This is a genomic window from Kitasatospora sp. NPDC089913 (assembly GCF_044748625.1).
GTDB lineage: Bacteria > Actinomycetota > Actinomycetes > Streptomycetales > Streptomycetaceae > Kitasatospora.
This window is the reverse complement of record NZ_JBIVGI010000033.1, coordinates 11987-28705: the sequence shown is the minus strand read 5'-3', so window position 1 is coordinate 28705 and position 16719 is coordinate 11987. Positions and strand designations below refer to the sequence as shown.

General features: G+C 74.7%; 17 protein-coding genes and 1 pseudogene. 9 read left to right on the top strand and 9 right to left on the bottom strand.

The features are described from left to right. Positions 1–266: 266 nt before the first annotated feature. Positions 267–1034 (top strand): TIGR04222 domain-containing membrane protein, encoded by a 768-nt coding sequence (locus ACIPYS_RS34435; protein ID WP_400753644.1) that lies wholly within the window; start codon positions 267–269, stop codon positions 1032–1034. A 72-nt stretch (positions 1035–1106) separates the two neighbouring features. Here ACIPYS_RS34435 and ACIPYS_RS34430 read toward each other — a convergent pair whose 3' ends face one another. Beyond that, positions 1107–1433 (bottom strand): hypothetical protein, encoded by a 327-nt coding sequence (locus ACIPYS_RS34430; RefSeq protein WP_159424793.1) that lies wholly within the window; start codon positions 1431–1433, stop codon positions 1107–1109. Between the two features lie 510 nt (positions 1434–1943). On the opposite strand from ACIPYS_RS34430, the gene ACIPYS_RS34425 reads away from it, so the two are divergent. The 3 genes from ACIPYS_RS34425 to ACIPYS_RS34415 all read left to right on the top strand — a co-directional run bounded on the left by ACIPYS_RS34425 (position 1944) and on the right by ACIPYS_RS34415 (position 3430). After that, positions 1944–2402 carry a hypothetical protein gene (locus tag ACIPYS_RS34425; protein ID WP_400753641.1) on the top strand — a complete coding sequence of 153 codons (459 nt, stop codon included), beginning with the start codon at positions 1944–1946 and terminating at the stop codon, positions 2400–2402. A 66-nt stretch (positions 2403–2468) separates the two neighbouring features. Next, positions 2469–3002, top strand: coding sequence for a hypothetical protein (locus ACIPYS_RS34420; protein WP_400753639.1), 534 nt, complete (start codon positions 2469–2471; stop codon positions 3000–3002). After that, the gene (locus tag ACIPYS_RS34415) at positions 3002–3430 is read left to right on the top strand and encodes a hypothetical protein (protein ID WP_400753636.1); all 429 of its coding nucleotides are present in this window, start codon (positions 3002–3004) and stop codon (positions 3428–3430) included. The genes ACIPYS_RS34420 and ACIPYS_RS34415 overlap by 1 nt, the downstream gene beginning before the upstream one ends. Before the next feature lie 28 nt (positions 3431–3458). Here ACIPYS_RS34415 and ACIPYS_RS34410 read toward each other — a convergent pair whose 3' ends face one another. Both ACIPYS_RS34410 and ligD read right to left on the bottom strand, forming a co-directional pair. Beyond that, the gene (locus tag ACIPYS_RS34410; protein WP_400753761.1) at positions 3459–4313 is read right to left on the bottom strand and encodes a DNA ligase; all 855 of its coding nucleotides are present in this window, start codon (positions 4311–4313) and stop codon (positions 3459–3461) included. Positions 4314–4421: 108 nt separating this feature from the next. Next, a pseudogene (gene ligD, locus ACIPYS_RS34405) lies at positions 4422–5300 on the bottom strand (non-homologous end-joining DNA ligase); the annotation flags it as partial. Positions 5301–5513: 213 nt separating this feature from the next. Between ligD and ACIPYS_RS34400 the strand changes: the two are divergent. Next, positions 5514–5810: a putative quinol monooxygenase gene (locus tag ACIPYS_RS34400; protein WP_400753633.1), complete on the top strand. Its 297-nt coding sequence runs from the start codon at positions 5514–5516 to the stop codon at positions 5808–5810. Between the two features lie 281 nt (positions 5811–6091). Here the strand turns inward: ACIPYS_RS34400 and ACIPYS_RS34395 are convergent, their stop codons facing one another. The 6 genes from ACIPYS_RS34395 to ACIPYS_RS34370 form a co-directional block, all read right to left on the bottom strand. Continuing rightward, positions 6092–9844 carry a hypothetical protein gene (locus ACIPYS_RS34395; RefSeq protein ID WP_400753630.1) on the bottom strand — a complete coding sequence of 1251 codons (3753 nt, stop codon included), beginning with the start codon at positions 9842–9844 and terminating at the stop codon, positions 6092–6094. Positions 9845–9935: 91 nt separating this feature from the next. Further along, a complete protein-coding gene (locus ACIPYS_RS34390; RefSeq protein ID WP_400753627.1) occupies positions 9936–10724 on the bottom strand; it encodes a TetR/AcrR family transcriptional regulator in 789 nt (262 codons plus the stop codon). After that, complete coding sequence (locus ACIPYS_RS34385; RefSeq protein WP_400753624.1) at positions 10721–11860, bottom strand: saccharopine dehydrogenase; 1140 nt, start codon at positions 11858–11860, stop codon at positions 10721–10723. Before ACIPYS_RS34385 ends, ACIPYS_RS34390 begins: the two co-directional genes overlap by 4 nt. A gap of 35 nt (positions 11861–11895) precedes the next feature. After that, positions 11896–12417 (bottom strand): MmcQ/YjbR family DNA-binding protein, encoded by a 522-nt coding sequence (locus ACIPYS_RS34380; protein ID WP_400753621.1) that lies wholly within the window; start codon positions 12415–12417, stop codon positions 11896–11898. Positions 12418–12420: 3 nt separating this feature from the next. Continuing rightward, complete coding sequence (locus ACIPYS_RS34375) at positions 12421–12876, bottom strand: VOC family protein (protein WP_093858978.1); 456 nt, start codon at positions 12874–12876, stop codon at positions 12421–12423. A gap of 53 nt (positions 12877–12929) precedes the next feature. After that, positions 12930–13868, bottom strand: a complete 939-nt coding sequence (locus ACIPYS_RS34370; RefSeq protein WP_231978325.1) for a helix-turn-helix domain-containing protein — start codon at positions 13866–13868, stop codon at positions 12930–12932. A 215-nt stretch (positions 13869–14083) separates the two neighbouring features. Here ACIPYS_RS34370 and ACIPYS_RS34365 point away from each other — a divergent pair, with 215 nt between their 5' ends. From ACIPYS_RS34365 to ACIPYS_RS34350, 4 genes are all read left to right on the top strand, one after another. After that, the gene (locus ACIPYS_RS34365) at positions 14084–14518 is read left to right on the top strand and encodes a CBS domain-containing protein (protein WP_093858977.1); all 435 of its coding nucleotides are present in this window, start codon (positions 14084–14086) and stop codon (positions 14516–14518) included. 244 nt (positions 14519–14762) lie between these two features. Beyond that, positions 14763–14984, top strand: coding sequence for a hypothetical protein (locus ACIPYS_RS34360; protein WP_159424790.1), 222 nt, complete (start codon positions 14763–14765; stop codon positions 14982–14984). Beyond that, positions 14977–15546 (top strand): RNA polymerase sigma factor, encoded by a 570-nt coding sequence (locus tag ACIPYS_RS34355; RefSeq protein WP_093858976.1) that lies wholly within the window; start codon positions 14977–14979, stop codon positions 15544–15546. Before ACIPYS_RS34360 ends, ACIPYS_RS34355 begins: the two co-directional genes overlap by 8 nt. Continuing rightward, positions 15543–16586, top strand: coding sequence for a hypothetical protein (locus ACIPYS_RS34350; protein WP_159424789.1), 1044 nt, complete (start codon positions 15543–15545; stop codon positions 16584–16586). Before ACIPYS_RS34355 ends, ACIPYS_RS34350 begins: the two co-directional genes overlap by 4 nt. Positions 16587–16719: the final 133 nt, after the last annotated feature.

The following is a 16719-nucleotide window of genomic DNA, read 5'->3' as shown; positions in this document are numbered from 1 at the left end:
TGCCGAGGGCGATGCCGGTGAGGGCGGCGAGGGAGCCGGTCGGCAGGACCAGGGCGGCGGTCGCCGCCGAGCGGGCCTCGACGGCACGGTGGTCCTGGTCCGGCTCGCGCGTCAGAACTCCATCGGCACAGTGAGGAACTGCTGCCGGGCCGGTTCGCGTCGTTCCCGGGGCGGGAACACCCCGGGATCGACGGCCGAGCGGTCGCCCGGCCGTGCCATCCTGCCGGGAGGAGGACCGGGGGGTCCGCTGTCCGTCGGGGGGCGTGATGGGATCGATCGGTGTGTTGGGCGCGGTGGCCGGGCTCGTGGTGGCGGGGCTGTTGCGGTGGCTGCCGGTCAGGGGGCGGACGAGCGGTCTGCCGGCGGTCGGTGTCGCGGGAGTGCGGGGTGGTTCGAAGGCGGCGCTGACCGTGGCCGTCGTGGAACTCCACCTCGCGGAGGTGATCGACACCGGCCGCGCCGGACAATTGCGGAGGGTGGCGCACGCCGGCCCCGGACGGAACGTGACGTCCCTGCACCGGGCCGCGTGGACGGTTCTCGGCCGGAACCTCTCCGTGGCCGATGCCGCAGCCGCCCCGGCGGTGCGGCGGGCCCGGCAGGAGCTGAACGCCGAACTGGCCGGGCGCGGTCTGCGATGCGGTCGGGCCAGGTCGACACTGGCCGGTCTGCTGGCCCTGGCGGCCTGCGCCACGGCCGTGGCCGTCGCGGCGCAGGGGGCCCTTCGGACGGGACTGTCCCTGGCGGTCCTCTCGCTCGCCGTGCTGTGCGGCCCGGCGCGGACCCTTGCCGGTCACCGGCTGCTGCGCGAGCTGCGCCGTCGGCACCCTCGTCCCGCCGCCGTCCCGGCCGCCCCGGCGGAGACCGGACTCCTGGTCGCGCTCCACGGGCGCCGGGCCCTGCGTCCGCTGGTGCCGGAGTTCGCCGCCCGTGCCGGTCTGCTCGGTGGCCGCGCCGTCCGGGAGACCGTCGCCCGGTCCGGGGGCGGCCCGTACGAGGGTTTCGCCGCCGGTTCCGGTGAGGGCGGCGGCATCTGATGGACCGTCAGCGGCGGGCGGGAGCAGGGGGCGGCCCGCGCGGGACCCCGACCCCGTCCGCTCGGCAGGGTCCTACTGGTCGTTGAACCAGGCGCGGCCGTCGGGGGAGAGGAAGGTGCGGAGGACGAAGGTGCCGAGGGCGATGCCGGTGAGGGCGGCGATGGAGCCGGTCAGCAGGAGCAGGGCGGCGGTCGCCACCGAGAGGGCCTCGACGGCGACCACGGTGGTCCTGGTCCAGCCCGCGCGGCGGGAGGCGAGGCCGGCGCAGGTGCCGAGCAGCAGGCCCACCAGGACGGAGGCCATCGCGATGAACCGCACCGGCGCGACCTCGCCGCCCTGGTTCCGGCCGAGGGCGGCGAGCAGGGCGAGGCCCGCCGACCCGCTGAGTGCGGCGTGCACCCACACGCCCGCGACCGCCCATCTGACCGCCGGTGGCATTCGCCGTGCCGGCCACTGGTTCGTCATCGCTGACCACCCCCGGTCGTCGAGCGGCCCCGCGCGGTGGCCGGGCCGTACCGGCGAGGATCGGGGCCGGTCCGGCGGACTGTCAATGGAACGGATGCGCTCCGCGTCGGCGCCGTCACCGTCCGCCGCTGGTTGCGAGGGCTGCCGCGACCCGAGCTTGGGGGCGCGCCCCCACGGTCCGCGCGCCCCCTGGGGTGGGTTCGCGCGGGCCGCGTCACCCCGGAGCCGTCGTGCCGGGGCCGGCCCTCGTCCGGTGCGGCGGCGCGGTCGGTGAGCGGGGTGATCATGGCCCGATCGTGGCACGGCCGGGCGCCACCGCCGCACGGATTCCGGACAGCCGCGAGCCGTCACCCGCAGTGATCGCGGACGGCGGGCGCGCCCGGGGGTGCGGGCCTAACCTGGAAGGGCGCGCCGGTGCGTGGTGCGGAACGGGAACGGTGGGCCATGACGGTCGTCTCGGCGGCACTCTTCGGGGCTGGTTGGCGTGCCACGTCACGCGGTTCCGCCGCCCTGCTGCGCGAGTGCGCGGCACGGGGCTGGACGGTGGTCCTGACCGCCCCCGGCCCGAGCGGGACCCCGGCACTCACCGTGACGGATCCGGGTCGCGATCCGGTCCGGGTGGCCCTCGACCTGGTCGACGGCGAGCCGTCGCACGCCGTGTTCGTCGCCGCGAGCGCGCCCGAGGTCCGGGTCGCGCGGCTGGCCGGAGTGCCCTGTGTCGCGGTGCTCGGTCCCGGCCCCGGTGCCACGGCCGCAGAGGTGCGGGCGGCCGGTGCCGCCGAGGTGCACCCCGACGCCGCGGCCCTGTTGTGCGTGCTGGACGACAGCCTGCTCGCCCGTCCGCGGGCGTTCGGCGACCGTCGCCCGCCCGCCTCCCTCGCCCTCGCGGGCCGGAGCGGCTAGCGCACCCCCACCGGGCAGTCGCCCGGACCGATGTCGTCGTCACCGGACGTGCCGGAGGTGACCGAGATGGACGGACCCGCTTTGAGCGGACGGGAGCGGCGGCTCCTCGCCGAGATCGAGTGCGATCTGAGCCGGGACACTCGCCTCGACCGGCGATTGAGCACGATGGGAGCCGAACGGCCGCACCGCGTCCGGAGCGCGCTGCGCGGCTTCGGCCGCCGATTGCCGACCGGCGTGCTGATGACGGCACTGGTCATGGCGGCGCTGTGCCTCAGCATCGCGGTGCGCAGGCCGACGGCCGCCGTGGCGATCGCCACGGCCGCCGTGTGGGTCGGCAGCGTCGTGATCGCGGCCGCGCTGTCGGTCGTGCTGCGCCGTCACCGGCGGCACCGGGTGGACCCGGCGGACGGCCTGCCGGACCGCGGGGACCGCTGGGGCCGGGGGCCGTGGCCCGGTGAGCACCGGAGCTGGGGCCCGTACCGCGACCGGGGCGACGACCGGGCCGAGGGGTCGGGCGAGGGTCGGGCCGAGGGGCCGGGTGACGGGCGGGACGACCCGGGCCGGCGCGAACGCCGTCCGTGGGACCACCCGGAGGCGTGATGACCACCGAGCTGAGGGAGTACCGCCCGGGCTCCCACCACACCGCCGACCTCACCCTGGTCGGCTACGACGTCGAGGCGACGGACGGCCCGCTCGGCCGGGTCGAGCAGGACGCCGGGGACCACCTGCTGGTGGACACCAGGCCGTGGGTGCCGGGCGCCCCGGTCCCGGTCCCGATCGGGACGGTCGCCCGCGTCGACCACCTGGAGCTGGTCGTCCACCTGGACTGCCCGCGCGCCCGGGTCCGCGTCGCCCCGCCGTCCGCCGTCGTCGAACTGACCGGGGGCGGACCGGCCGCCGCCGACCGCGCGGACCGCGCACGCCGGGCCGGCCGGGGGCCCGCACCCGCCGTGGCCGGTCGCCCACGAGGCCGCCCCGTCCCGCCACACGGAGGCGGAGACGGAGCGGGACTGACAGCGCGGGACTGACTGCGGGGGACTGACTGCGCAGGCGGGCTCAGTCGCCCCGCAGGCGGACGAAGCGGGCCGACGGCGGTCGGCCGGTGACGGTCACCTCGGCCCGCAGCGGAACGGCCAGCGGCCGGACGTCGCCGTACTGCGGATCGTGGACGGGCGCGCCGAGCCGCCCGGCCGCCAGCTCCGCCACCTGCCGGGACTGGAGCGGCGACAGCGGCGGGGAGGAGAGCAGCACCCGGCCGTCCTCCAGCTCCAGCACCACCGCGCGGGGCCGGGCGGGAGGCCCGGTGACGGCGCGGACGGTGGCGTCGGCGGTGTCGCCGCGCCGGTACTTCACCCAGACCCGGCCCGCCCCGCGCGGCCGGTACGACGAACCGGCGGCCTTGCAGACCAGCCCCTCCACGCCGGTGTCGGCGAGCTGCTCCATCCAGGTCAGCGCCTCGGCCCGGTCGGTGGTCGCCAGCACCGGCTGGACCGGCGGCGGCACCTCGGCCAGCGCGGCCAGCAGCAACCGCCGCCGGTCGGCCAGCGGCAGGGACCGGACGTCCCGGCCGGGCAGGGCCAGCACGTCGAAGGCGACCAGCCCCAGCGCCACGTCCTCGGCGGCCCGGTCGCGCCGGGTCCGCAGCAGCTCCTCGAAGGCGAACCGGCCGCCGCGCCAGGCGACCAGCTCCGCGTCCAGCACCAGCCCGGCCGGCAGCCGGGCGACGGCCGCGGCGATCGGCGGGAACTCGGCGGCGAGGTCCCGTCCGGAGCGCGACTGCAGGAACGGCGGGCGGTCCGGACCGCGGGCGAAAGCCACGCAGCGGAAGCCGTCCAGCTTCAGCTCGTAGAGCACCCCGGCGCCGCCGAGGCCGTCCGCCGGCGGCACCGCGGGCACGGCGGCCGGGCGCATCACCTCCACCGGAGGCGTCAGGACCACCGGGTCGCGCCCGTCCCGGGGCCGGGCGGCGGAGGTCCCGGCTCCGGCCCCCGCGGCGCCGCCCCGGCGCGACGGGGCCGCGGGCAGCGGCCGGGCCCGCGCCGGGTCGAGCAGCGGCCCGAGCGGATCGCCGTCGGCCGCCAGCCGCTCCGGCACCTCGGCGATCGTGAACACCAGTTCCGCCGCCGAACCGGCCGCCTCCAGCTCCGCCCAGGAGAGCGGCGCCGACACCGTCGGCCGCTCCCGCGCCCGCACCGTGTAGGGGGCGGCCGTGGTCTTCTTCGCCGAGTTCTGCGACCAGTCGACGAGCACCCGGCCGGTGCGGCGAGCCTTCGCCATGGTGTGCACGACCAGCTCCGGACGGGCCGCCTCCAGCTCGGCCGCCAGCTCCTTCGCGTAGGCGGACACCCGGGTGCTCGGAGTGGGCTCCAGCGGCACCAGCAGATGGAGGCCCTTGCCGCCGGAGGTCTTCACCCAGGCCTCCAGACCGTCCGCCGCGAGCCGCTCGCGCAGCAGCCCGGCCACGGTGCGACAGGTCAGGACGTCCGCCCCCGCGCCCGGATCGAGGTCCAGCACCAGCCGGTCGGCCAGCCCGGGTGCGGCGGCGTGCCACTGCGGCACGTGCAGCTCCAGACAGCCCAGGTTGACCACCGACAGCAGTCCGGCGCCGTCCTCCAGCACCACCTGGCGCAGCTCGCCGCTGTTGCTGGGCACCTCCGCCGTGCGCACCCAGCCGGGCGTGCCCGGCGGCGGGTTCTTCGCCACGAAGACCTCGGCCGCCACGCCGTCCGGGCAGCGCAGGAAGGACACCGGACGGTCGCGCAGGTGCGGCAGCACGGCGGCGTGCACGGCGGCGTAGTAGCGCAGGACCTCGCCCTTCCGGGTGCCGGTCCGCGGGTAGTAGACCTTGTCCAGGTGCGAGAGCGCGAGGGTGCGCCCGTCGACCGTCATCTGCGGCATCGCCGCCTCCGGGGCTGCGCGCGTCCCCGGTCCCGGGCACGGCCCGCCCGGGCCGCCCGGGTCCACCGGGCCCGTCGCGGCCAGTCTGCCCGCGCCGGGGCCGCGGCGCGAGCCGTCCCGGCGGACCCGCCGGCCGGAGGGCCGGAACAGGTGCCGCCCTGGCAGCGTTGCCCACCGGTGACCGCCGAGAATCACCGGACCCAGGGGGACGTCATGAGTGGACCGATCACCGCTGTCGCCAGACTGAAGGCCGCGCCGGGGCAGGAGGAGCTGGTACGGGCCCAGGCGCTGTCACTGGTCGCACCGACCCTCGCCGAACCGGGCTGCCTGTTCTACCGCCCGTACCAGGACCCGCTCGACTCCGCGTCCTGGGTGGTCGTCGAACAGTGGGCGAGCCGGGCGGACTTCGACGCCCACCTCGCCGCGCCGCACATGACCGAGGCCTTCGCCGCCGGCGCCACCCTCCTGGCCGGCCCGCCGGACCTCCAACTCCTCACCGACCTGGCCTGACACCCGCACGGGGTGACGGGTCGGCGGCCATCGGTGGCCGCCGACCCGGTCAGGACGATCGGTCTCGGTCCGCTCCAGGATCGCGGACCGAGACCGGGAGGGTGATCCTGTGCTGCCCGAGCCGCAACTCGTGATTCTCGGAATCGCCGGGTCTCCCATGCGCCGACCGACCGCGGTCCGGGGTTCTGGTCACTCCGGATTCCGTCGCCCGAAAGCTCCCGCGCCCCGGCGTCGGACTTCGGCCGACCAGCCTCGAGAACGCCTTCGCCCGTCCGGGACCGTCAGTACCGACGCCAGTGGTCGCGACGTTCGACCTGCCAATCGCCGGTCGATTCACCGGATTCGTCCTGACCACCGAGATCTTCTCCGTTGAATCCGCAGACACCGGTCCAGGCCGTCAAGCCGAACCTCCAGCTTTCCGTCACCCTGACTCTCCAAGCCAGGTTCCAGCCTTTTGCGGCCAGGGCGTCCAGGGCAGCGGTCGCAAGCAGCAAGGCCGGCGGTCCGTGGCGGTCGATGCCCGGGTCGTGGAGGACCGGCCGATTTTCCCCGGGAAGATGGAAGTCGAGGTGTCGACCGCTCCAGTCGAGGTCCAACAGGTCGGCCAGCGTCCGCGATGGAACCGCCCGGTTGTCCGGCTTGCCCTTGACACCGTCCGACAGTCGTACGAGGAAGGTGTCTTCGTATTCCGCCGTGCTGGGGGACGTGCCTTCACCACCGGACGAGGGTCCGGTGGTGGCTGCTGGCCGCCGGTAGTACTCCGCCAGGTACATCTGAAGCGGCCAGCGCTCGCTCAGCCGTGGTGACGCCCCCGAACCCGACACGGTCGCGACGGTGCCTTCCCGCGTGCCCCTCCGAACAAGGACCGTCTCCACCTCCACGTGGACGAACTTCTGGTCGGCGCCTGGTCTGGCCGGCGCCGACGACCGGTCCCCGTCCAGTCGCAGGACGGTGTACGGGTCGGTGACGAGAACCGGAAGTCGGTCTTCTGCTGCCGTGTCGTCAGGCCGGTCAAGGTTGTATTCGGCGCGCAGCACGCACCAGGCCACCCCATCGGGGTCCTGCACCGTCGTGAACCGGGACGGCTGCATGTCCCTCAGCACGGCGGCGATGTCACCGTCGCCCACCGGGGCGCACCACCAGGAGTCGGATCGCCGACTCAGGTGGGCCGAGGATGTCGGCCATCCCGGTGGGACGGTCGGGTCGATCCCGTGACGTCGGTCCAGCACTGAGAGTTCGGACCAGGCGCGCACCCCGCCCGGACCGGACGAGGTCGAGCCGTGCCATTCCTCCAGGACGGTCTCGAGGACCTTCTGCTGCTGGGCGTAGGCAGGCCACTCCCCGAGGCGATAGCCCCTCCGGCCTCGCATCTTCACCTCGAGCCGCCTCGGCTTCAAAGCCCGGGACCGCCGGACCAGCCACCGATAGCGGCCCGGATGACTGTCGGTGTTCTCCACCATCGACCCGAAGTAGCTCTTGCACCGCTCCGACGTCCGCCGGGAGACCGGCAGTGGAGGAGCCCATGGCAGTCCGACCCTCGGCTCCTCGCGCGGCATGGCGGACGACGGTCCGAGCAGTGTTCCCAGGCTGGAGATCGTCTGTTGGATGCCTCGGTGTGCCCTGAACCGGTCACGCCTCATGACGGCGTTCCACTGCTCCACTGGAACCGCCTCGCCTCCCAGCAGCAGCGCACCGTAGGCGGCCAACCAAGTCGCCTCGGCCACGTAGGAATCGTGGTGCTTCCCGAAGATCTCCACCTGTTCGATCGCCGCTCCGGGAACGTCCCGCCAGATCTGTGCCACCGCGCGCACGCACTGGGCGCGCAGTGGCGGGCTCGGAACTGTCGCAAGCCACAGCAGTACTCTGGTGACATCCGTGGCGTTCTTCCGAATCTCGGCGGCCCCGCCGGCTGCCCAGCGAATGAATTTCTGGACCATCGCCATTCCGTCGCGATCTTCCAGGAGATGCAGCATCGGGACGATGAAGCGGCTTGCCAACCGGCGCTTCCCCAGCCCGTGAAGCTCACGGTGGAGGAAGGCGGCGCCGGCTCGATGTCCCCGGCAGGCCGAGTTCGCCAGCACGGTGTACCAGACCCACGGTGCCAGCTCGGGGTCGGAAGCACAACGCTTCAGGAAACGGAGCGATTGACCGGTGACCCGACTGCAGTTCCTGCCTTCGAGAGAATCCAGAACAGCCATGACGACTGCCGACGGCAACCGCTTCGGCAGGAAATGCGGAAGTTCCTTCTCCGGGTGGGTGTAGGGCACCACTCCGGCCAGGGCGGACAGCAGTCGGTAAGCCCGATCGGCGGTCTCGTCAGGGCCGGACAGGTCTTTCACCAGCGAAGCCAGATGGCGGCGGCGCCCGGTCTCGTTCATCAGATTGCCGGCCCGGACGTGCTCGGCAAACCTCTGCACAGCGAATCCGATCCGCTGGTTCTGCGGGTCCGACGCCAGCACGCCGGCCTGGAAGAGCCATTCCAGGAGCTGTACGGGCTCTCCCAGTTCAGGCGCACTGCTCAGAGCGGCACAGGCCGAGCCGTGGTCGAGCGAGTCCTGCAGGCCCAGGCGCTCGCCGAGGAGTGCACAGGCCCGGCTCACCAAAGGATGGTCAGCGGCGGACGGTCGACCGTGAAGGTACTCGAAGTAGTCCCTGTCGAGAGCCTTCAGCCACCGCTCGAAGAGGTCGCCGACGCTGGGCACCGGCACGGGTGCATCGTCCTCCACTGCGCCACGCTCGCGATACAGGCACCAGGCGAGCACGGTGAGCATCAACGGGCGGCGGAGTTCGGCGACATCGGGTGGAAGAACCAGCGCGGGCACCTGGTAGACATCCCGCAGGACCTCCCATGCCTTCACCGGGTCCGCCACACCGCTCGCCCAGTGGATCCCGTAGCACCCCCCGACCGTACCTTCGTCCCGTGACCTGCGCCGGTCCAGGCGGGTGGATGCAACGAGCAGGACCTCGGGGAACTCCCTCAGCAATGCCGTCAGGGACGCGAACCCGTCCAGCTCACGACCGCGCAGAGCTGCAACGTCATTGAGGGCGTCGATCACCAGCGTGGCGTGCCTTCGACTGGCACGTGCCTGCGCCTGGAGCACCGCCAACAGTTTCCGGACAGAACCGACCCGACCGCCCGGCACGGCCGCGTCGGCGATCTCCTTCTCCCAGTGCTCGCCACCGAGTTCGCCACCACTGACGAACGCCACCGGAGCCCCGGCAACAACCCGGGCCTCCGCCCAGGCCCCGAGCCCGTAGGACTTGCCGGTGCCCCACCCTCCGGCAACCAGCAGAGCACCGGACGCTCGGGCGAGCAGGCAGGCGTCGACGGCGACCGCAGCCAGCCGGCGCTGGCACGCGTGCAGTTCCTGCAGTGCGGAGAACAGCCTTCGCTCGGCAGAAATGTGCTCGGCAGGCAAACCGTCACGCGGTTCTGACGCTTCGAAGGCCGCGCACAGCTCACGGATCACGGCTCCCATGGCTTCCGCCACCGAGGCCGCCCGTTCCAGAACCGGCGTGATGGTGCTGCCGTCGCCCCTCGCGGACTCGGGCGGCACGCCTTCGAGCACGGTGGCGAGATCCTCGATCCTCCGAAGGCATTCCGCGCGCTCACCCCCTTGGCCACGCCACACCGCGAGGGCCGATTCGACCCGCTCGGCCGCCGGCTGTCGAAATCCTTCGGCAGACGGATCCCAGTCGACCCAGCGCCGCAGCTCATCGGCCGCCAACCGGATGCGAGCCGCGCCCGTCCCGGGGGAGGTCAACTCCTCGAGGACATCGCTGAGCGGAGTGTGCAGCCATGGAGTCTCCAGCCCGTCGGCGCCGGCACGCCGCCGGACGCTGCGCGCCGTAGCCAGAGCCTTGCGATCGAGGTCGATGCGGCGAGCGAACTCATCGTCGGCGGGGGATGGTTCGGACTCGGCAACCGGTTGTCCGACGCCATGTGCACCACTGGTGTACATGTGCAGCTCGCCCACCGTTCCGACCTGCACCACCGGACCGTGGAACTCTCCGCCCTCGATATGGTTCGCCACTCGCCCGATTCTGCCGAAGAACCAGTGGCACAGGGGCATCCTTCCGAGCGCGGACGACGAGAATCGGATTTGCCCTCCGAGTCCGGGAAGGTCAGGGCCCGAGCAGGGTGAGCGCGGTGCGGACCAGGGTGGTGTCGGTGGTGGGGTCGGGTGCGCCCGCCACGTCGGAGCGGAACAGCGAGGCGCCCTCGATCAGCATGATGAACACCCCGGCGCGGGCCCGGCGTTCCTCCTCCGGGAGGTGGGGGTGGCGGCGGGCGAGGAAGGCGGTCACCTGGGTCCGGTAGTCGTCGTAGAACCCGCGTACCGCCGCCGCCACGGTCGTGTCCCGGGCGGCCAGGGCCCACACCTCGACGAACAGCCGCATCAGCCGGGCGTCCTCCTGCTCGGCCAGCAGGGTGGTCACCACCCCGGTGGGCGCTTCCGGGGCGTCGGGGTCGGTGGAGAGCAGGGGGGCCAGCCGCTCCGCCGAACGCCGCAGCACCCGCTCCAGGACGGCGGCCACCAGGTCCGCGTGGGTGGGGAAGTAGTACTGGAGGTGGCCCAGCCGGACGCCCGCCGCCGCGGCGACGGCCCGCATCGTCCACTCCGGTCCGCCCTCGGCGACCAGCACCTCCTCGGCCGCGTCGAGCAGGGCCTCCCGGCGCTCCGCGCCCTTCCGCCCCCGGGCCGGGGTGCGGCTGTCGCCGTCGGCGGCGGGGGCGGTCGTCCGCCGCCGCCCGCGGGCCGGGCCGGCCGACGGGGCGGCGGGCGGGGCGGCGGGCGAGTTTTTCCCGGGGCCCTCCGCCCGGGCGCCCCCGGGGGAAGGCGACGGGTCGGAGGGCGGCGACGGAGCGTCGTCCGCCGTCGGGTCGGGGGCCGGGTCGGGTGCGGTGCTCATGCAGCAGCATCCAAGCCGGGCGCGGGGCTGATGTCGACCGCGACCCCCAGGGCGGCGAGGTCGGCCACCACCCGGGCCGGGTGCGGTGTCTGCTCGGGGAAGGAGACGCCGGCCGGTGCCGCCGCCGCGCCGTCCGAGCCGAGGACGCGGCGGAGGGCGAGCAGGCCGCCGACGGCGGTGAGGTGGGCCTGGCCGGCGCGGTCCTCGACGACCGCGCCGAGGGTGCGGCCGGCGTGCCGGACGTCGATGCGCAGCAGCGCGGTGCCGCCCTCGCCGGGGGAGTACAGCAGGGCGCGGCGGGCGGACTGCCAGCGGTCGCCACGGCCCCAGCGGAAGAAGCCGGTGTGCTTGGCGGCCAGCAGGGCCCGGGTGCTGAGGTCGGAGCTGAAGCCGATCCGGGTGGTGGCCGTGGTGGTGCCGAGGGTGAGCGGCAGGGTGAACTGTTCGGGCGTGTCGATCCGGGCGACCCGGGTGGGGTGGTCGCCGATCCGGACGGTGCGCGCCTCGGTCAGCGGGGCGACGGTACGGCGTCGGCCCGCGCTGATCACCTCGTAGTCCAGCCCGAGCCGGTCCATGAACTCGACGGAGTCCGCGCCGGCCCGGTCGGCGAGGTCCCAGCGGATCGAGGTCTCGACCCGGTCCGCCCCGCCGAGGCGTTCGGCCAGCGCGGCCGCGACGAGACCGACCACGCCGCCCATCCAGGCCGAGGAGAGCAGCACCGGCGCGGTGGGGCGCAGCAGGGCGGCGACGGTGGCGGCGCGCTGGAGCCGGACGGTCCAGCGGGTGACGTCCACGTACGGGACACCGGCGCGGGCGGCCGCCCGGAGCACCCGGTCGTCGGGGTCGTTGACGACGCCGACGACGGCGCTCACCGCCGCGGTGAAGGGGGCGGGGTCGGCGAGGTCCCAGCGGCGGACGGCGGCGTGCGGGGCGCCGCCGAGCTCGCGGACGAGGGCCGCGCCGCGCTCCTCCGACCGGCCGGTGAGCAGGACGGGGCGCTCGGCCGCGACCATCCGGGCGAGTTCGCCGCCGACCGTCCCGTAGCCGCCGACCAGGAGGACCGGTCCGTGGGGGTCGAGCGTGAGGAGGTCCGGGCTGTCGGTGCCGGGGGCCGGGGTGTTGTTCGAAGTGGTCATACGCAAAAACTAGGTCACCTGACCTAAAAATTCTGTCAAGACGGCGGGGCGTCGACGGATCGGGGCCGCGGCCCGGCGCCCCGGCCGGTCACCAGGGCGTGCGCGTCCGCGACCAGGTCCTCGACCCGCTCCCAGTCCACCGGGGGGACGTCGAGACGGACGCCCACCCAGCCCCGGTGGCCGACGTACGGCGGGCGGAAGAACAGCTCCGGCTCCTCGGCGACCAGGAACTCCTGCGCGCCGGCGGCCGCCGGGCACCAGAACGCCAGCCGGTCGTCGTGGTGGTGGTCGGCGAGCATCACGAACACCCGCGCCCGGCGGCCGGGGCCGGCGAACCAGGTCGGCTCGCCGTGGCTGACCCGCTCGTCCACCTCCGGCAGGGCCAGGCAGACGGCCCGCAGCCGCTGGACGGCCGCCGCGTCGCCGACGGCCGCCGCGTCGCCGGCGGGGACCGGGGCGGGCCGGTCGTCGCCGGCGGGAACCGGGCCCGCCCCGCCGTCGGCCTGCGCCGCGCCCGCCCCGCCGTCGGCCTGCGCCGGCCGGTCGGCTGACCGCACCGCTCAGCCCGCCGAGGGGCGCGGAGCACCCGGGTAGCTGCCGAAGTACCAGTGGTTGCCCTCCGGGTCGGCGGCGGCGAAGTCGCGCGAGCCGTAGTCGGTGTCGTACGGCGCGGTGGTGATCCGGGCCCCGGCGGCGGCCGCCCGCGTGTGCAGGGCGTCCGGGTCCGCCGTGACCACGTAGGCGGAGAAGGTCCCGGGGCCGCCGGGCCAGGGCTCGCCGTCCTCGGGAGCCGGCCGGTCGGAGCCCAGCATGATCCCGCCGCCCTCCGGCCACGCCAGTTCGGCATGGGCCACGAACTCGCCCTCGCCGTAGGCGACGACCTCCTCGAAGCCGAAGGCCTCCACCAGGAAGCGGATCAGGGCCCGGGCGTCGCGGGCCCGCAGACTGGGCCAGACCTGCGGGGCGGGTGCCGTCCCCGCGCCGGTGCCACCGCTGTTCGCGCCGTCGGTGTCCATGGCCGGTACCTCCTCGGTTCGGGGCGACCCGCCCGGATGGGGCCGGTCCGCCGTCATGCCTCCCACTCTGGCCCGGGCCCGGCCGCCCCGCCTTGGACGTTTCGGAACCTCGCCGCGTCCGGCCCCTCCTCGGCGAGCCAGACCGTCGGCGCGCACCCCGCGAGCGCACGGAACTCCCGGGCCAGATGAGCCTGGTCGAAGTACCCGCAGCGCACCGCGAGCTCCGCCAGCCGTGGCGCCGGACCGGGCGCGGCCAACAGCCGCCGGGCCCGGTCGAACCGGATCACCCGCGCGGCGGCCTTCGGAGTGAGCCCGGTCTCGCGGCGGAACCGGTCCAGCAGATGGCGGCCGCTCCAGCCGGTCTCCTGGGCGAGCGCGGCCACCGGCAGCGCCCCACCGCTGCGCCGCAGCGCGTCCCAGGCGCGCAGCACCTCGGGCTGCACCCGGCCGGAGGGGTGCGCGAGACGCAGCAGCGCGCCGTCGAGCGCCGCGAACCGCTCCGGCCAGGTCCGGGCCTCCCGCACGGCCTCCTGGAGCCGCTCGGCGACCGCGCCGAGCACCGCCTCCGCAGGGACGTCCAGCTCGGCGAGCTCCCCGGCCGGCAGCCCGAACAGTGCCCGCGCCGCCAGCGGGTGGACGGCGACCTGGATGCCGGACTGCCGGCCGTCGTGGCTGATCAGCGCCGGGGCCGTGTGCAGCCCGCCGAGCAGGGTGGCGAAGCTGCCGGGCGGCTGTGCCGGGTCGGGGTGGCCCGCCATGGTGAGCGGTTCGTCCAGGGTCACGATGAAGGTCAGGTACGGGGACGGCAGGCCCCGGTGCAGGGCGGGCGGCAGACCCCGTTGGCGGTAGCCCGAGTACCAGGCCACATAGGGGCGCAGAGCGGTCGCGGGCCGTGCCCGGACCGCCTCGTCGACCGGGTCGGGGGCGGCTGTCACCGCTGTCCGGTCCGCCGCCCGTACCGGACCGGGCGCTCCGGTGAACTCCTCCGTCACGCCCCCAGTATCGTCCCGCCGGAGCCCCGGCGACGCCCGGCGACCGCCGCCCTGCCGTGCCCGGCGACCGCCTCCCCGCCGTGCCCGGTGACGGCCTCCCGGCCACACTCGGCAACGGCCGCCCCGGATGCGCTCGCGGACCCCCGGCACCCGTGCGTAGGGTGGGCGCACCGGAACACCCGGTGCTCGGGGGAGACGCCTGAGGAGGAGTCCCCGTGACTACTGCCCGAGACATCATGCACGCCGGCGCCCAGTGCGTCGCCGCCGACCAGAGCCTCGCCGATGCCGCCAGGATGATGCGCGACATGAACGTCGGCGCCCTCCCGATCTGCGGCGCGGACCAGAAGCTCAAGGGCATCATCACCGACCGCGACATCATCGTCCGGTGCATCGCCGAGGGGCGGGACCCGGCGGCGATGAAGGCCATGGAGCTGGCCGGCCACCTGCACTGCGTCCACGCGGACGACAGCATGGACGCGGTGCTGCACAAGATGGAGCAGCACCAGATCCGCCGCATCCCGGTCATCGACGGCGACCGGCTGGTCGGCATGATCAGCGAGGCCGACCTCGCGATGGGCCACCGCGAGGGCCAGCGGCTGACGGACCAGCAGATCGTCGACTTCATGGACAGCGTCTACATGACCCGGTGACGCCACGGCCGGTGACCACTGCCGGTGACGCCACGGCCGCCGGCCACCGCCGGTGACACCACCGTCCACCGCGGAGGCCCGCCGTCGCCGCCCACCGCGAAGTCCCCCGGGACCCCCGTGCCGCACCGGCACGGGGGTCCCGCCCGCTCCGGGCGCTCTGTAACAGAATCCCCGGACCGGTTAACGCGGGCGCCCCGGTGGCCCTCCTGGTCGTGGAAGTGTGGCAACGACGACAGGAGCGCTGGTGGATCCCGTGACGGGCTCGGTGGTGGCGGGTGTACTGGGGTTGGTGGGCGCCCTGGTCACCCTGGTGGGGCAGTTACGGCCGCGCCGGCGGGACCGGCCCCAGCCGCCCCCGGTCGTGGTCGTCCTCGCGGTCCGCGCGCGCCGGTCCGAGGACGACGGACAGCAGCGGCCGGTGCGGCCGGAGCCGCACGAGGATCGGGGTCGCGGCGCGCATGAGTGAGACCGGCCCGGAGGGGGAGGCCGCGTCGGCGGCGTCCCTCGGCCACCTTCCGGCCCCAGCCGACGGCAGCGGTACCGGAACCCGGCACGGCGAGTTCGCGTACTTCTACCGCACCTGCCTCCGCCGGCTGGTGGCGTTCCTGATGTGGCAGGGAGCCCCGGCCGCGCTGGCCGCGGACCTGGCCCAGGACACCATGGTCAAGGCGTACGAGCGGTGGGACCGGATCCAGTCCCCGGAGGCCTGGTGCCGGAGAGTCGCGTCCCGCGAACTCGTGCGCGCCTTCAGCCAGGTCGAGGACAGCATCGAGGAACTCGCCCTCGAACCGACCTCGTTGCTGCCGGCCCCGGGGCACGCCGCCGAGTGGGAGGGCGAGCAGGAGATCCTGCGGCTGCTGGGCGGCCTGCCGGCCCGTCAGCGCCAGGTCCTGGCCTGGACGCTGGACGGCTACACGCCGACGGAGATCGCCGCCGAACTGGGCATGCGCCCCGCCGCGGTCCGCGCCAGCCTGTTCAAGGCGCGGCTGGCCGTCTCCAGCAGAATGACCGATCGAGAGGGGGAATGATGGCCGAGCGCGGTTCTCCCGAGCGCCGCACCCGTGATGTCTCGGACCGGATGGCGGCACTGCGGAAATCCTTCCTGCACGGGCTCGACGCCCATCTGGACGTGGCGGCCGGGCTGCGCGAGGTGATGCTGTGCGCCCGTCACAAGGAGCTGGCGGAGGGCCTGGACGCCGTGCTCGACATCGAGGCCGGGCTGGTGTCCGTGCTGTCCCGCGGCACGGCCCGGACGGAGTTCGAGGAAGCCGCCGCCCCCCTCTACGACGTCGGCCTGATGCACCAGCGGTTCGAGCTGATCGGCCCGGAACAGCGCCTGGTGCTGCGCGGGCACCCGCTGGTCACCTCGGCCATCCTCGCGGACCTGCTGATCCGAACCGTGGTGCTGGCCCAGGACCTCACCTACGGCCTGGGATTCGGCCGGTACCACGGGATGCCGCTGCAGCGGGCGGTGTTCGCCGCCCAGGGGGTCGCCCGGGGCATCGCGCAGGAGCTCGACCGGCGGGCCGCCCTCGCCTGGGACCTGCGGGACCGCGCCCACGAGATCGTGGCGCTGCTCGAACCCCACTACCCGGAGATCGACCGGGCACGCCGGGTCGGGCAGCTCCTGGTGCGGGAGATGGTGACCACGATCGACCACCGGGTGCGGACGGCGGACCACCCGGCGATCGCCGAGTTCCTGCGGGCCTGCGAGGTGTTCATGTACGCGGTGGCCGGCGGGGACCTCACCCGAGCGGTCCGGGAGGTGCAGTACCTGTCCCGGGTACTGGTCGAGCAGGTCGGCGAACTGCTCGAACTCGGCGAACCGGAGACCCTGGACCTGGAGTTCCTGGCCGAGGTGCTGGACGACTTCACCACCGCGGACCTCACCTCGGTCGACCTCGCCGGGGTCGACCTCGCCGGGGTCCGCTGGTCCGAGCTGCGCACCCGGTGGCCCGCCGCCGTCAGCGTCGACCAGCTCCGGGCGGACTCCCGGGAGACACTGCCCGGGTCCGGGATCTACGTCGTCCGGCCCGGCACCGGGACCCGCGACGTGACCAGGGTCTGAGGACGCCGGACGGGCGCGGCGCCGGGGTTCCGGCACCGCGCCCGCCTCGGCCGTGTCCGCGCCCCGGCCGACCGCGCCCGCCCCGGCCGTGCCCCCGGCCGACCGCGTTCGCAGCCGGCCGGGGAATCGGTCG

What these genes read in the sequence shown, in the direction of transcription:
- ACIPYS_RS34350 (WP_159424789.1), top strand. Translation starts at nt 15,543, where the DNA reads ATGATGGCCGAGCGCGGTTCTCCCGAGCGCCGCACCCGTGATGTCTCG.
- ACIPYS_RS34390 (WP_400753627.1), bottom strand. Translation starts at nt 10,724, where the DNA reads ATGAGCACCGCACCCGACCCGGCCCCCGACCCGACGGCGGACGACGCT.
- ACIPYS_RS34415 (WP_400753636.1), top strand. Translation starts at nt 3,002, where the DNA reads ATGACCACCGAGCTGAGGGAGTACCGCCCGGGCTCCCACCACACCGCC.
- ACIPYS_RS34355 (WP_093858976.1), top strand. Translation starts at nt 14,977, where the DNA reads ATGAGTGAGACCGGCCCGGAGGGGGAGGCCGCGTCGGCGGCGTCCCTC.
- ACIPYS_RS34425 (WP_400753641.1), top strand. Translation starts at nt 1,944, where the DNA reads ATGACGGTCGTCTCGGCGGCACTCTTCGGGGCTGGTTGGCGTGCCACG.
- ACIPYS_RS34420 (WP_400753639.1), top strand. Translation starts at nt 2,469, where the DNA reads ATGGACGGACCCGCTTTGAGCGGACGGGAGCGGCGGCTCCTCGCCGAG.
- ACIPYS_RS34385 (WP_400753624.1), bottom strand. Translation starts at nt 11,860, where the DNA reads ATGACCACTTCGAACAACACCCCGGCCCCCGGCACCGACAGCCCGGAC.
- ACIPYS_RS34410 (WP_400753761.1), bottom strand. Translation starts at nt 4,313, where the DNA reads ATGCGCCCGGCCGCCGTGCCCGCGGTGCCGCCGGCGGACGGCCTCGGC.
- ACIPYS_RS34400 (WP_400753633.1), top strand. Translation starts at nt 5,514, where the DNA reads ATGAGTGGACCGATCACCGCTGTCGCCAGACTGAAGGCCGCGCCGGGG.
- ACIPYS_RS34375 (WP_093858978.1), bottom strand. Translation starts at nt 12,876, where the DNA reads ATGGACACCGACGGCGCGAACAGCGGTGGCACCGGCGCGGGGACGGCA.
- ACIPYS_RS34435 (WP_400753644.1), top strand. Translation starts at nt 267, where the DNA reads ATGGGATCGATCGGTGTGTTGGGCGCGGTGGCCGGGCTCGTGGTGGCG.